We start from the raw sequence: 10,940 nt of genomic DNA, 5'->3' as shown, positions 1-10,940 counted from the left end.
CGATGCCGGCTTCAAGAACCGTGTCGTCGAACACGGCGCCCACCTCGGCGTCGACGTCGAGATCGTCACCAAAGACCCACAGATCAAGGGCTTCAGCGTCGTCAAACGCCGATGGGTCGTCGAACGCACCATCGGCTGGCTCATGCACCACCGCCGACTCGTCCGCGACTACGAAACCCGACCCCACAACTCCGCCAGCATGATCACCCTCGCCATGATCGACAACCTCGCCAAACGCCTCACCACCGAAACCACCCCAACCTGGCGAGAACCCCCACAACCACAACACACACAAAATACGTGAATCAGACGTCCTCTAAGCGCCGCTGAGACCTGCCGCCAGTCTCGCCAATGGAGACTGGCGGCCAATGTTCGGCGGGCCACTCGAACGTTTTCCTGACTGCTGTAGCGCGTCGCCACCGATGGCTTGAACCGCAACGGACAGGCTGGGATTCTGTAGGCGAACGAAGACGTTGATTGAGGAGTAGGCGCCGATGGGGAAGAAGAAGAGAACCCCGAACGGCCACCTCAACACTGCCCGCACCGCGTTGGCGTCGCCGTCTGGTTCCGGCCGCCCGATGTCGCGCCAAGAACTCGCTGACGCGTGCAACCTGGAACTGGCCAGGCAACACGCGGCAGAAGGCGGGCAACGCTGGGCCGGTCTTACGGACAAGACCATCGGCGTCTACGAGCGGGGAGAGGTTCGGTGGCCTAATAGCGAGTACCGGCGGGCACTCTGCGCCGTCCTCAAGAGAGACGAGCCCTCGCTCGGCTTGTACATCGACCGGCCATCTGAGCCCGATGATGCGAGCGACCGGCTAGGCGACGGCGCCGCCTCGGCCACCGCTGGCTATGTCCCGCCAGCCGGATCGTGGCCGCCTGTGGATCGGCTCGATACCGTGGACGATGTGAAGCGCCGCGCTGCCCTCGCCGTACCGGCACTGGCCTTGTTCGCAGCCGCCGTGCCGTCAGAGCCATGGAACCGTCTGGCCTACATGCTTGCCCACCCGCAGCAGCTCGACGAACCGGCCCTTGAACAACTCGAAACGCACACGGCCGACCTGTTCCGGAAGGAGGAACACCTGCCAGCACGTCAGCTCGCAGTACATTTAGGTGATCACGTGCGGCGTCTGGAGCAGGTGACGGGCCGGGTCCCCGAGCCCTTCGCACGACGAGTCCTCATGACGACCGGTGAGGCGCTGGCCCTGGCAGGTTGGGTGGCGTGGGACAGCAAGCAGCACACGGCCGCGCAGGATCTCTACGCTCGTGCTGTCCGAGCCGCCCAGGCCGCAGGTGACGGACCCCTGCTCGCCTGCGTGCTGGCCTATCAGAGTTACGGCGCCGAGGCGGACGGGAACTTGCCCTACGCCCGACAGCTCCTGATCGAGGCGCAGGCATACGTCCGGACCGAGCACAGCGCTGCCACCCGGGCGTGGTTGGCCGCCCGTGAAGCGGAGGTGAACGCGGCGCTGGGCGAGTCAACGCTCGCGCTGCGGGCGCTGGACAGGGCCTTGACCGCCTACGACTACGCTCGACCACACCGCGAGCGGTCCTGGACGGGCTTCTTCACGCCGAGTCGACTCGGTAGCATGACCGTCACCACCTACGCTCGGCTGGACCACGCCGACCTGGATACCACCACGGACGCGGTAGTCACCTCACTGCCGTCCACCGATGCGAAGATCAAAGCAGTCATCTTGGCGGACGTGGCGATGGCAGCTGTCCAGCGCGGCCGGCACGACCGAGGCGCGGTGCTCGGCCACCAGGCGCTTGAGCAGACATTGACCCAAGAAGCCAGTCTCGGCCGCCAGCGCCTCTATAACCTTCATCTCATGATTCAAGGCAAGCGTGGAGACGCTGAACTAGCCGAGCTGGATGACCGCCTTCTTGCGCACGTGGTTTAGGATCTGGGCGCCGTTTCCTCGCTGACCCATGCGAGGTAAGCAGGGTTTCCCGCCAAGATGGGCAGCAACACAACCTCCGGAACATCATAGGTGTGATGCTCACGAATGTGTTCCTCAAGTGCCGCATAGCGCTCGGCAGTTGTCTTGAATACCACGTACCATTCCTCGGCATTCTCGACCTGCCCCTCCCACCAGTAGGTGCTACTGATAGGCCCAGACACCTGCGCGCAGGCTGCCACTCGCGCCTCGACCGCGCTGCGCGCCAACGCCTCGGCGGCATCCCGGGAGTCGGTGGTAGTTACCGCCTGTGCATGTTGGTAGTCGGCCACGTCGTACCTCCGGTGGTGTAGATGGCAGAGCCCATCTTCGCGCACCGCCGGTCGGGTCGCTACGTCCCTCCACCTACCGGCTGTGGCCTACCGACTTACTGCTCCGGCTCACGACACGCTGAAGCACAAAAGGATCGGAGTGCGGGCGTGGTGGTGGGCTCAGCCCACCACCACGCCGTCGACTATCCCTAGTCGGTGCCCAACTTCCCGTCCGTCGCGGATCTGCTGCCAAGTACACGTACGGTGGTGCTCAGCCTGATCGGCAGGTGCTCGTCGCCTTTGAGGAACGGCTGGATCTCGATCTCACGGCGAAGGCTGCGGCCAGGGCCGTACGCCTGCTGCCGTGGGTGGCCGGAAACCCAGAACCGATGATCAGGCTTGGCTCGCGCACGCGGGCGGGTGGGCTCGGTGCACTGCGTCAGCGAGGTCGAGCTTCGCGTCCTGATCTGGACGATCTTGACCTCTGGAGTGGGGCGCTGGCTTCGCTGGTACGCCTTGACGATGCCCTTGGACAACTTCGCCGGCACCGCCTCGGCCATCTGCTGGTTGATGAGCAGCCAGGTGGTGATGAGGGGGCCGAGCGGGTGGCTGCCGTCAAGGCCGGTACCGCGGGTGACGTGCTCGGCGTGGATCGGTGCGAGCCATCCGATCTCGTGCCGCAGGGTGGGCATGAGGTCTTCGTCCATGCCGCTGCCGATGCTGTGGTAGCCGATGACCTGCCAGCCGTTGCCTTCTGGTGTCCAGGAGACGGCGGCGAGTTGTCCGGTCTGGCCGACCGGTTGGGGCCAGGCGAGGAGTCCGGATGTTGAGGGGGCGATCTCGTCGGTTACCCACGCCGGGGGCCGGTCGGCGCTGACCGTGTTGACCAGATTGGTGAACTCCTGGTTGATCCAGTACATGGGGATGAGGTCGAGCTGACGGGCCAGGTTCTGACGCTGGTCGCGGTCGTTGATGGCTGCTGGCAGGTTCGCCGGGCCTCGTAGCAGCCCGCTGAACCGGTCGCGGATCTTCGGCATCATGTCGGCGCTGATCCGGGCCGGTGGCCAGTTGGTGGTAGTGAGCAGGGTGCGGCCTTCGCGGCTGAGGACGATGCCGCGTTGCAGGGTGCGCAGGATGGTGTACTCGTCGCTGTCGGGGTGCCAGCGCATGAGCCCTGCGCATCGTGCGGTGAGGGCGTCGGAGTCGTCGGCTTCGATGAGCTGTGCGCATCGGAGGCAGACGTGCCACTGGTCGCTGTAGTCAGCGGCGATGCCACTGGACAGGGACAGGATCTCGATGTGGCCGGTGTGGTAGTTCCACATCGGCGGTGCGTCGGTGCAGGTGTGGCAGCTGTTGAAGACCCCTTTGATCAGGCCGGCGTTGACTGGTACTACTTCGTGCCCATCGTCGCTGACGGGGTGGCGGTAGACGATGGTGTCACCGCTGTTGTGCTCGGTGAGTGCGATGCGGCAGGTGGCGCAGGCCATCATGGTGGCGAGGTTCATGCGGCGTCCACTCCACCGCGACTGTGGCGTCGGTCGCGCAGGCGCGGCCCGCGACGGCTCGCCCGGTCAGGCATAGTCATCCCGGAGGCGTAGAGCACGTGCCGGTTCCGGCCCTGGGCCTTGGCGTGGTACATGGCGATGTCGGCCCGGTGAAGTGCGGCCTGCAGCGGTTCGGTGCTGTCGGCGATGGCGATGCCGATGCTGGCGGTGACGACGACCGCCTCTGGGCCGGCTTCCCCTTGGAGCTGGATGGGTTCGGCGATGGCGGCCTTGATCCGTTCGCCGATGTCGAAGATGCCGTGCTGGCGTACCGGCAGGATGGCGGCGTACTCGTCGCCGGAGTGCCGGGCGACGCTACCGCCATAGGCGGCGGTCAAGGGTGCCAGCCGGTCAGCGATCTCCATGAGCAGGTCGTCGCCGGTGTCATGCCCGAACTCGTCGTTGATCTCTTTGAATCCGTCGAGGTCGAGCAGGATGGCGATGATCGGTTGAGCTGGACCCGATGCGGCGAGGGCGGCGTGGACAGTGCGCAGTCCGCTGCGGTTGTAGAGGTCGGTGAGGGGATCGTGGGCCAGCTGCCAGGCGGCGTCGGCCAGCTCGGCGCGCAGCTGCTCGACGGTGGGCCACCCGGCCAGGTAGCCGATTCCGAAGCCTGCGCAGGCTCCGACCGTGAGGGTGATCGCCGTGTGGATGGTGGCGATCACGAGGAGTGTGGTGAACACTGGGTTCCTCCATCTCGATGGAGAACCCGGGACGCGTTCGTTGTCTAGGCGTGGCGTCCCGGGTCCCGGATAAACGACGGCCCGCCTTTTGGCGGGCCGTTTCTCCTGTATCTGCCGCCGATGCGGCGGCGAATTCGGGAGGGTCAGGAGGATTCGGCCGGCGCGGTCGAGCCGTCGAGGCTCCAGGCGGCGCCGGCCGACGCGGGATACCTTCCGGTGCTGGACCCGCTGCCGGGGTACGGCGACCGGTACGGGTTGTCGGTGCGGGGCCATCGGCCGCGCACCTCGGCGGGTTCGCGCGGGCTGCCGGTCGGTCGGTGCTCGTACCGCTCGGACAGCACGTCGACGTAGTCGACGTGGGAGGAGTAGGGCACGTAGATGCCCCGCAGGGTGGTGCCGCCGAGCCGGTCGCAGCAGGACACCACCACCGGGTACCACCCGTTAGTGAAGTACGTGACCAGGTGCCCGCAGGACAGCCTCAGCACGAACACGCACAGCCGGTGAAGCTCATATCCGTCCGGCGGTGGGGTGCTGGCCGGGCCCGGCCCGGAGGTACGGGTGCCGGGCTCAGCGCACGGGGCGCAGATCGGCCCCTTCTCGGCGTCGCACGTCTCGCACACGATCCGCAGGCACGAGCGGCACTCGCCGGAGGCGGTGGTCCGCAGATCGGTGCCGCAGAACCCGCACGGTCCGGTCAGGCAGGCGTCGGTGTGGTGACCGGGCTGGTGCAGCTGGCACGGGTGCTCACGCATCGCCGCCTCCCCGGACGTGGCGGTACACCGCGTCGGCGGTGAGCGGCTCGCCGGTCACGGCGGGCGGGATGGCGATGTGTCGCCAGCCGATGAACTCGCACGCCAGCCACGTGGTGCTGCCGTCCGTGGTGACCGCGACGACGTCGCCGGTTGACAGCGAGCGCCGCCGCATGAGCCGGTAGGCGCAGGCGATGAGGAAGTCGGCCTCGCCCTCGGGTGTGCTGCGGTGGGGCTCCAACCAGTCCAGGTCGGTGTTGAACACCTCGAAGGCCCAGGCGGCGATGTCGGCCGGATCGGTGCCAATCGGGTGGTGCCGCCAGTGGGAGATCACCTGCGTGAGCTGGTGGCCGTCTTCGTAGGGGAAGAACCGGGACTCCCGGTTGTGGTAGACCGCGATCACGTGCAACGCCATCGGCGTCCGGCTCGTGGTCATGCGGTCACCGCCGAAGCAGTCAGGGTGATCTGCATCCGTCGGATCGCACGTCGCTCCAGGCCGCGTACGGACTCGGTGCTGCGGCCCATGAGCCGGGCGGCGGTGTCACGGGGGTAGCCGTCGAGGTAGCGCAGCTGGATCGCGCGACGCTGACCGGGGGTCAGCCGGGCCATTGCGTGCACGAATGTGATGCGGCCGGGCCGGTCGGCCGCCGGGGCAGCCGTGTCGCGGGCTGCGCGGTCGCGTACGGCGTAAGCGGCGCTGACATAGCGGCGGCGGGACCAGTCGTGCTGGTTACACGCCTTGGCGGCCTGGACGATGAACCAGCCGCGCACGTCGGCGAAGGCCGAGGACAGGTCTGCCAGGGCACCGGTGAACGTCTCCTGCACGAGGTCGGGAACGGCGTCGTGGTCGCGGTAGCGCATCCGCACGGCGACGTAGCGGGTGACCGGCTCGCGGTAGGCCAGGTAGAGGGCGGCGAAGGCGTCGCGGTCGCCGTGCTGGGCGCGGTGTAGCAACGCGAGAGTGTCCGGGGTGACTTCGGGCCGCCGGCGGCGTGAAGACGGCCAGGGCCGCTGTTGGTTGAGTGTCGTGCCCTGCGTGGGCATGGATTCCTCCATCTGGATGGATGGGAATCCGGGCACGGCCGTCGGCCGTGCCCGGAGGGTGCGCGGGTGTGCGCGTTCGGCCGGGCGACGGCCGGGGTGGTGCTACGGAGGGCGTAGCGGGATCAGGTCAGTCCAAGACGAGTCACCAGCGGACCGGGTGGGAGTGCATGTCGGCTCGCAGGGTGTAGATCAGGTCTTCGGGGATGACGGCGTACGGCTCGACAGCGGCCAACAGGGCGGCGGGGTCGAGGATGTCCTCGATCAAACCGAGGGTGACCGCGTCGGGTTCGTTGTCCGGGTCGGCGTCGGGGTCCCAGCTGTGGTCGGTGACGTTGGCGAACAGGGTCCGGTGCGGGTTCCAGCCGACCTGGATGGCGTAGCGCTCGCGGCCGGGCTTCGGGGTCAGGCGGTAGAGGCTCATCGGGATCTCCTTGCGGGGTGGACTAGGGGGTCTCCAGGACGAGAGGAAGGCGCGCGTCCGCTGCCGGATCGCGCGCCATGAATGCAAGGAGTGGGGTTACTTGGTGAGGCCGCGCAGGGTGAGGTGGGCCTCCTTGAGGTAGTCGGCGGAGATCTCGCCGTTCACGCCGGCGCTGCTGAGGCTGTTGGTGAGGGCCTGCACTGCCGCGGCGGACACGGCGTCGAGGCCGTTGAAGGCTCGGGCGTCGATGTGCTCAGCGATGCGCTGGACGATCTGCGTCAGGTGGGCCTGAACGAGGTTGAGACCGCCGACGAGGCGAGCCAGTTCGGTCAGATCGTGCCGTCTGGCGGCAGCGTCGAAGCTGAGATTGTCGCCAAGGTGTTCGGCGGCGAGCAGCATCACGTGCACGGTGGCGACGGTCTTGGCCGGGCTGAAGTAGGACTCGTCGTGGAACAGGTTGGCGACCTGGCCGATGACGGCCTGGCCGTCGTCGTCGAGGCGCGGCGCGCTTGGGAGTTGAGCGAAGAAGGCGCCTTCTGTCAGGTACCAGCTGTTCTGGAGCATGTCGTCCTCCATGGGACAGGAAGAAGACGGCCACCGACTGGTGACCGCCTGAGGAGGGATGGGGATACCGCGCCCGGTCGCGTACGCGACGGGCGTGGGCTTCATGGGTGCCGGATCTGGGGCTGGCGAAGGCGGCCGACCGTAGGTGGTGGGCAGGGTGCCGTCGCACGGGGCGTCAGATCGGGGCACATTAAGAAAAAAGGAGAACCTTCAGGCTATGCGCGCCGGAGGTCGGATGGGCGGCGCTGTCAGGTCCGCTCCTCTGGCAGAACCTGACAGGATCACCTGTCGGGCGGCGCTGTCAGGTCCCATGGCACTGCGGGACTCGTGCGGGACCGTCCCGCGCCGGTCGCTGCCATCGGCGGGACCGGTCTCGCTTCCCGGCTGGCGAAGCGGCACCTCGAGCGGGACCTGTCCCGCTGCCCGGCGGCCGTGGGTCCCGCCACCGGGCGGAGAGATCCCGGTCGGACCGCCCGCGTTGTAACTCGGGCCGGGACCCGTTTACCACGAACCGATGCGACGCCGGGCGACAGCGGGACTCAGTCCAGTCGGGCGTCGTTGAACCGCTCGGCCTGTGCCAGGTGGCGGGACATGGCTGAGCTGTCCATGGCCCGCCACCTGGCCGCATACTGGCGAAGGAAACCAGGGCTATCAGGTAGCTGACCTGCCTTTATGTTCAGATTTCCTGACGCCCGGGGTGGCCCTCACTGCCGACGCAGCACTAGCACGTCCTCGTGCGCCACCAGGTGCACGGGGACGCCCTCGGAACGGGCGCGGCGTACCGCCATCAGGCCAAACATGCTGGCCCGGTGCACAATCTGCCCGTCGCGGACGGCGGCGAGCATCGCCGCGCACCGCTCCACCGGGACCAGCCCCACCGACTTTGCCACGGCCAGCAGCTCGCCGGGCAGGTCGATCAGGTCGTCGCGCTGGCGGCGTACCGGTCGGCAGGTGATGACCACGGTCCCGCCGGGACGCAGCAGCTCGTAGCTGGCGGCCAGGATCTCGGCGAACCCGTCGAGCAAACGGGACCAGCCGCCGTACGCCAGATTGCCCTTCTCCCGGTCCCCATAGAGGTGGTCCCGCTTGCGTACCCCGGTACTCGTGGCTCGCACGAGGCCGTGGGTTCCGCGCCCGTAGGGCGGGGAGGTGAGCACGAGTCCCGCCTGCCCGACCGCGGACGCGGGCACCAGGTCGAGCAGCCGGGTGGCGTCGCCGGTGAGCACTTTCGCCGTGCCGGCGGCGCCCTGCGCCGAAGCCAACGTGACGTTGGCTTCGGCGAGGGTGGTGAAGCGGGGTTCGATGTCGAGCCCGATGCCGTGTCGGCCCAGATGCATTGCCTCCACGAGCGTGGTGCCCGATCCACACATCGGGTCGAACACCAGGTCTCCGGGCGCGGTGTAGGTGCTGATCGCGTGGGCTGCGAGGTTGGGCAGCATCTTGCCGGGGTGGCTGGAGCTTTCCGGCACGTAGCGGCCTCGCCGCTGGTCACGCGATGGCTTCTGGCAGGTGAGCCAGACCGAGGTGACCGGCAGGTTCTCAGCCATCGGCGCCGCCGTCCTCCGTGCTGCGGGTCAGGATCAGCACGTCGGTGTGGATGTCGAGCCGGGTGGGCGTACCTCGCCGGGGCGGCTGGTCGGCCGCCACGATGTGCTGCAGGTACCCCAGCCCGACCTTCTTGGCGGCGATGACGACGTCGACCGGCAGGACCAGGTCGCCGTGTGCCAGCAGCACCGCGACGCAGCCGCCGGGCAGGAGCTTGGCGCGGCACCGGTCGAAGAACTCGACCGGCGAGGCGGGTTCGCCGAACAGCGGCCAGCCAGTGACGATCAGGCTGGCCGCCTCCCGGCCCCAGCCGACCTGCCGAGCCGAGGTCAGGTGGCTGCGGCGGCTGGCGGCGATGATCGCTCGGGCCAGCTGCGGCCCGTCGGCCAGGTCGATGACCAGGCCGCCGGGGTGAGTGAGGTTGTGGACGAGCCGCACGCCCATCGCGTTGGACATGGTCTCGCCCAGATGCGGGGCTGGAACCGGCCAGACGGTGATCGGCACGGGCGGGACGCCGGGCACCACGTCCCCCACGGGGACGGGCGCGCTGTGGTGAGTGTTGTCGGTCATGGGTGTGGTGGCCCCCGGACCGGCGGGCGTACTGACGGTTCACAGAACGGCGCTGACAGGCTGATCGAACCCACCCCGCACCTGACAGGTCCGGTCAGGCGGCGGGCGTTCTGGCCGTTCTGACAGTGGCGAACCTGACATGACCTGGCGAAACCCGTCCTGATCTGACAAACGCTTGTGGTGTCAGGTCCGGCTGTCCCAATCGACGGCCTCGGAGCCGTCGCACTGGGCGACGCGCTTCCACCCGCGAGGGGGACATCATGGCGACCGCCACCCGCAGCCGAACCGCCAACACCGCGTTGAGTACCGCCGAGCGAGCGTTCGAGCTGCTGACCTGCGAGCCCGCGCCGCTCAGCTTCGACGCCCGGCCCGTGCCGGGCCTGCCGGACACGACGATGCCGCTGGACAGGCTGCGCAAGCTGCTGCTGTTCGAGCGCTACGACAGCGACACCACTGACGCGCTGTGGCGGCAGCTGGCTCACCACGCTCGCGAATGGGGACCAGCGTGGGTCGTCGGTGCGATCGGCGTGGCTCTGCCCGCGCTGACCCACATGGCGGCGAAGATCAGTCGCGGACGACCGCGGCACGCCGAGGACGTGGACTCCGAGGTGCTGGCCGGATTCCTCCAAGCGCTGCGCACCGCCGACCTCGACGCGCCCCGGCTGTGGCTGCGGCTGTGCTGGGTGGCCTGGCGCGCGGGCGTCGTGGTCGTCAAGGACGGCGATACCGAGGAGTTGCCGCTGGACCTTTCCAGCGGGTCGCGTTCGCCAAGGATGCCCTACGGCCATCCGGACCTGCTGCTCGGTCGGGCTGCCGCCGCCGGCCTGATCTCGCCGGAGAACGCGGAACTCATCAGCGCGACCCGGTTCGGTGACAGCCTGATCGAGGCGCTGGCCGCCGAGCAAGGGGTAACCGCCTCGTCGTTGAGAATGCGCAGGCGACGCGCTGAACGGAGCGTGGCCGCAGCGGTCGTGCGAGGCGACCTGTCCGGCCCGGTCCGCACCTCGAACCGCCACGAAGCCGCCATGGCCGCCTGACCTAGCACCAGACAACAGCAGGCCGCCCCAGGGCATTTGCCCGGGGCGGCCTGCTTGCGTTCACCGCCTACATGTCACCAACCCGGCAGCGGACTTCAAGGTCACGGTGATCGTGGAGGTGCACGGCGCGCGCATCGCAAATCACGGCGCTGAGGGTACCGATGCAACGGCGAGGCCCCGGATGTCGGCGTACGGGCTTCGGTGCAGAGCCAGGTACGCCAGACATACACACGCTGACTGGACGTTTCCTTCACCTTCGCGCCAGTGTGACCGATTGGCGCCCCGGCCTTGGCGGGGCAACATGTCCCACTCGGGCCAGAATAGCCCCATCCCACCCGGCTCCACCCTGACCGGAAACGCAGCATTTCACCCCGGGATCGTGTCTGGTTCACATTCGGCTATACATCGACGGACATGACGTCCGCCGACCCGGTGCCACGGCACCGTACGCCTGAATCATGACCGCGCGACGAGCCTATCCGTCCGACCTATCCGACGCCCGATGGGCCCTGATCGCACCCCGTCTGACCGCATGGCGGCAGGCCCGCACCGACGCCGGCGTCAGCGGCCG

General features: G+C 68.2%; 13 protein-coding genes and 1 pseudogene. 4 read left to right on the top strand and 10 right to left on the bottom strand.

Annotated elements, in window-relative coordinates:
* Together GA0070216_RS33430 and GA0070216_RS34935 are read left to right on the top strand one after the other, a co-directional pair.
* Positions 1-304, top strand: a 304-nt coding sequence (locus GA0070216_RS33430) for a transposase (protein WP_141723301.1), incomplete at its 5' end; no start/stop codon positions are given.
* A gap of 190 nt (positions 305-494) precedes the next feature.
* A complete protein-coding gene (locus tag GA0070216_RS34935; protein WP_176739277.1) occupies positions 495-1,904 on the top strand; it encodes an NsdA family TPR-like regulatory protein in 1,410 nt (469 codons plus the stop codon).
* Here the strand turns inward: GA0070216_RS34935 and cutA are convergent.
* The 10 genes from cutA to GA0070216_RS33380 form a co-directional block, all read right to left on the bottom strand.
* Positions 1,901-2,233, bottom strand: coding sequence for a divalent-cation tolerance protein CutA (gene cutA / locus GA0070216_RS33420; RefSeq protein WP_091254919.1), 333 nt, complete (start codon positions 2,231-2,233; stop codon positions 1,901-1,903). The genes GA0070216_RS34935 and cutA overlap by 4 nt on opposite strands.
* A gap of 188 nt (positions 2,234-2,421) precedes the next feature.
* Positions 2,422-3,717: a hypothetical protein gene (locus GA0070216_RS33415; protein ID WP_091254915.1), complete on the bottom strand. Its 1,296-nt coding sequence runs from the start codon at positions 3,715-3,717 to the stop codon at positions 2,422-2,424.
* Positions 3,714-4,421 carry a GGDEF domain-containing protein gene (locus GA0070216_RS33410; RefSeq protein ID WP_176739276.1) on the bottom strand — a complete coding sequence of 236 codons (708 nt, stop codon included), beginning with the start codon at positions 4,419-4,421 and terminating at the stop codon, positions 3,714-3,716. Before GA0070216_RS33410 ends, GA0070216_RS33415 begins: the two co-directional genes overlap by 4 nt.
* 161 nt (positions 4,422-4,582) lie before the next feature.
* Positions 4,583-5,191, bottom strand: a complete 609-nt coding sequence (locus GA0070216_RS34930) for a hypothetical protein (protein WP_176739275.1) — start codon at positions 5,189-5,191, stop codon at positions 4,583-4,585.
* Positions 5,184-5,624 (bottom strand): hypothetical protein, encoded by a 441-nt coding sequence (locus GA0070216_RS33405; protein ID WP_091254908.1) that lies wholly within the window; start codon positions 5,622-5,624, stop codon positions 5,184-5,186. The genes GA0070216_RS34930 and GA0070216_RS33405 overlap by 8 nt, the downstream gene beginning before the upstream one ends.
* The gene (locus tag GA0070216_RS33400; protein ID WP_176739274.1) at positions 5,621-6,232 is read right to left on the bottom strand and encodes an RNA polymerase sigma factor; all 612 of its coding nucleotides are present in this window, start codon (positions 6,230-6,232) and stop codon (positions 5,621-5,623) included. Before GA0070216_RS33400 ends, GA0070216_RS33405 begins: the two co-directional genes overlap by 4 nt.
* 142 nt (positions 6,233-6,374) lie before the next feature.
* Positions 6,375-6,653 (bottom strand): hypothetical protein, encoded by a 279-nt coding sequence (locus GA0070216_RS33395; protein ID WP_091254901.1) that lies wholly within the window; start codon positions 6,651-6,653, stop codon positions 6,375-6,377.
* Positions 6,654-6,749: 96 nt separating this feature from the next.
* The gene (locus GA0070216_RS33390; protein ID WP_141723300.1) at positions 6,750-7,217 is read right to left on the bottom strand and encodes a hypothetical protein; all 468 of its coding nucleotides are present in this window, start codon (positions 7,215-7,217) and stop codon (positions 6,750-6,752) included.
* Positions 7,218-7,921: 704 nt separating this feature from the next.
* A complete protein-coding gene (locus tag GA0070216_RS33385; protein ID WP_091254893.1) occupies positions 7,922-8,764 on the bottom strand; it encodes a TRM11 family SAM-dependent methyltransferase in 843 nt (280 codons plus the stop codon).
* Complete coding sequence (locus tag GA0070216_RS33380) at positions 8,757-9,332, bottom strand: hypothetical protein (RefSeq protein WP_245722903.1); 576 nt, start codon at positions 9,330-9,332, stop codon at positions 8,757-8,759. Before GA0070216_RS33380 ends, GA0070216_RS33385 begins: the two co-directional genes overlap by 8 nt.
* Before the next feature lie 260 nt (positions 9,333-9,592).
* On the opposite strand from GA0070216_RS33380, the gene GA0070216_RS33375 reads away from it, so the two are divergent.
* Complete coding sequence (locus tag GA0070216_RS33375; protein ID WP_091254890.1) at positions 9,593-10,369, top strand: hypothetical protein; 777 nt, start codon at positions 9,593-9,595, stop codon at positions 10,367-10,369.
* A 458-nt stretch (positions 10,370-10,827) separates the two neighbouring features.
* Positions 10,828-10,940: pseudogene (locus tag GA0070216_RS34265) on the top strand (IS5 family transposase); the annotation flags it as partial.

This window comes from Micromonospora matsumotoense (assembly GCF_900091525.1).
Classification (GTDB): Bacteria; Actinomycetota; Actinomycetes; order Mycobacteriales; family Micromonosporaceae; genus Micromonospora; species Micromonospora matsumotoensis.
The sequence above is the reverse complement of the archived record's forward strand: the minus strand, read 5'-3'. Positions and strand labels throughout refer to the sequence as shown.

What these genes read in the sequence shown, in the direction of transcription:
- GA0070216_RS34935 (WP_176739277.1), top strand. Translation starts at nt 495, where the DNA reads ATGGGGAAGAAGAAGAGAACCCCGAACGGCCACCTCAACACTGCCCGC.
- GA0070216_RS33415 (WP_091254915.1), bottom strand. Translation starts at nt 3,717, where the DNA reads ATGAACCTCGCCACCATGATGGCCTGCGCCACCTGCCGCATCGCACTC.
- GA0070216_RS34930 (WP_176739275.1), bottom strand. Translation starts at nt 5,191, where the DNA reads ATGCGTGAGCACCCGTGCCAGCTGCACCAGCCCGGTCACCACACCGAC.
- GA0070216_RS33405 (WP_091254908.1), bottom strand. Translation starts at nt 5,624, where the DNA reads ATGACCACGAGCCGGACGCCGATGGCGTTGCACGTGATCGCGGTCTAC.
- GA0070216_RS33400 (WP_176739274.1), bottom strand. Translation starts at nt 6,232, where the DNA reads ATGCCCACGCAGGGCACGACACTCAACCAACAGCGGCCCTGGCCGTCT.
- GA0070216_RS33395 (WP_091254901.1), bottom strand. Translation starts at nt 6,653, where the DNA reads ATGAGCCTCTACCGCCTGACCCCGAAGCCCGGCCGCGAGCGCTACGCC.
- GA0070216_RS33390 (WP_141723300.1), bottom strand. Translation starts at nt 7,217, where the DNA reads ATGCTCCAGAACAGCTGGTACCTGACAGAAGGCGCCTTCTTCGCTCAA.
- GA0070216_RS33385 (WP_091254893.1), bottom strand. Translation starts at nt 8,764, where the DNA reads ATGGCTGAGAACCTGCCGGTCACCTCGGTCTGGCTCACCTGCCAGAAG.
- GA0070216_RS33380 (WP_245722903.1), bottom strand. Translation starts at nt 9,332, where the DNA reads ATGACCGACAACACTCACCACAGCGCGCCCGTCCCCGTGGGGGACGTG.
- GA0070216_RS33375 (WP_091254890.1), top strand. Translation starts at nt 9,593, where the DNA reads ATGGCGACCGCCACCCGCAGCCGAACCGCCAACACCGCGTTGAGTACC.